Here is a 1,334-nt window from a genome sequence, read left to right as displayed (position 1 = left end):
GCCCGAAATGTGCATTCGATCGTGCGTATCGACTCGCAGCCGGTCATCGAACGTCTGCAAATCGATGGACCGATGTGCTTTGGACGCGGTACCGAAGTCACGTTGCATGTTGATCAATCGGTCCTGGCCGGCCAAAGTACCTTGCTGCTTTCGGCCTTGCTGGCGCGGTTGTTTGCTCGTCACGCCGGGATAAACGGCTTCGTGCGAACTCGCACGCGGCTGCTGCAGAAGCAGGAGGATGTGCCATGGCCGATGACGCCCGGCAATCGCTACCTGATCTAGACAAGCCCGGCCCGAACAGGGCCGAAGGTCTGTCCGAGACGTTCGACTTTTTCGAACTGCTGCGCCGCCTCGAACAACGGAACGGTCTGTTCGGCCATTCCGGCCGTCCCGACCGTGAGCCGGCACGGCTCGGCCAGCATGTACGCCTCGCCTTTTCCGCACGGGACCTGGTTGTGTTCCGCGAAGCCCGCGATGCGGCACCGGCCCGGGTCACGGTGGCAAATTTCGGTCTGCTGGGACCCGAGGGTCCAATGCCGCTGCATCTGACGCGCTGGGTGCTCGACCGGCTCTCGCAACGCTGGTTCGCCGGCGCCGAGGCACAACTGACCAGCGACACGACGTTCGTCGACTTCGTCAACATTCTGCAGCACCGTATGATCGCCCTCTACTATCGGGCGTGGGCGGATGCGCACCCGGCCGTGCAGGCCGAACGCGCGGTCGGCGGGCGCGTTCGCGCCATGCTTGAAGCCATGGCCGGGATCGGACTTCCCGGCACGCAGGACCCCAATCTCGATACAGTGAAGCTTCGGCAGGCGGCTTCGCTGGCCAATCAGGTCGACGGCCCGGAACGGCTGACGCTGTTCCTGGCGGAAGCGTTCAAGGCGCCGGTACAGATCAAGGAGTTCATCTCCGCCTGGATAACAGTACCAACCGGTCTCCAGACCCGTCTTGCAAAGGCCTTTGCAGGGCTCGGCAAGGGCGCGACGATCGGCCCACGCGTTTTCAGCCGCCAAAGCAGGATCGAACTGCGTGTCGGCCCGCTGGGGTATGAGGAGTTCAAGGCGTTCCTGCCTGGCGGGGAGCGGCTCAAGCTGTTCAAGCAGGCCGTTCGCGACATGGTCGGGGAGTCGCTCGACGTCGATCTGCGCATCGTGCTTGCGCGTGAAGCCGTACCGCCGCCCCAAATCGGAGCGGTTCGGCTCGGGCGGACCGCCTGGCTTGCGCGACCCATCGAAAGGGGCGATGCTGACGACATGCGGCTGCGGACAATCGTCGGATGGCGGCCGGAAATGACGGGGGTCGCGGCATGAGCCTGCTGCTGACACTGGAGC

2 protein-coding genes are annotated in these 1,334 nt (G+C 64.4%); both read left to right on the top strand.

Features of this window, described 5'->3' with window-relative positions; translation table 11 throughout:
- Positions 1-282: type VI secretion system baseplate subunit TssF (locus tag EN932_RS36255; RefSeq protein WP_206619036.1), on the top strand; the 282-nt coding region annotated here is incomplete at its 5' end.
- The gene (tssG, locus tag EN932_RS36250) at positions 246-1,313 is read left to right on the top strand and encodes a type VI secretion system baseplate subunit TssG (protein WP_013525304.1); all 1,068 of its coding nucleotides are present in this window, start codon (positions 246-248) and stop codon (positions 1,311-1,313) included. The genes EN932_RS36255 and tssG, both read left to right, overlap by 37 nt.
- The last annotated feature ends 21 nt before the right edge of the window (positions 1,314-1,334 follow it).

Origin of the sequence: Mesorhizobium sp. M7A.F.Ca.US.002.01.1.1 (assembly GCF_004022955.1) — a bacterium.
GTDB lineage: Bacteria > Pseudomonadota > Alphaproteobacteria > Rhizobiales > Rhizobiaceae > Mesorhizobium > Mesorhizobium ciceri.
Note: the sequence above shows the minus strand (reverse complement) of the source record. Positions and strands in the feature narration are given on the sequence as shown.

What these genes read in the sequence shown, in the direction of transcription:
- tssG (WP_013525304.1), top strand. Translation starts at nt 246, where the DNA reads ATGGCCGATGACGCCCGGCAATCGCTACCTGATCTAGACAAGCCCGGC.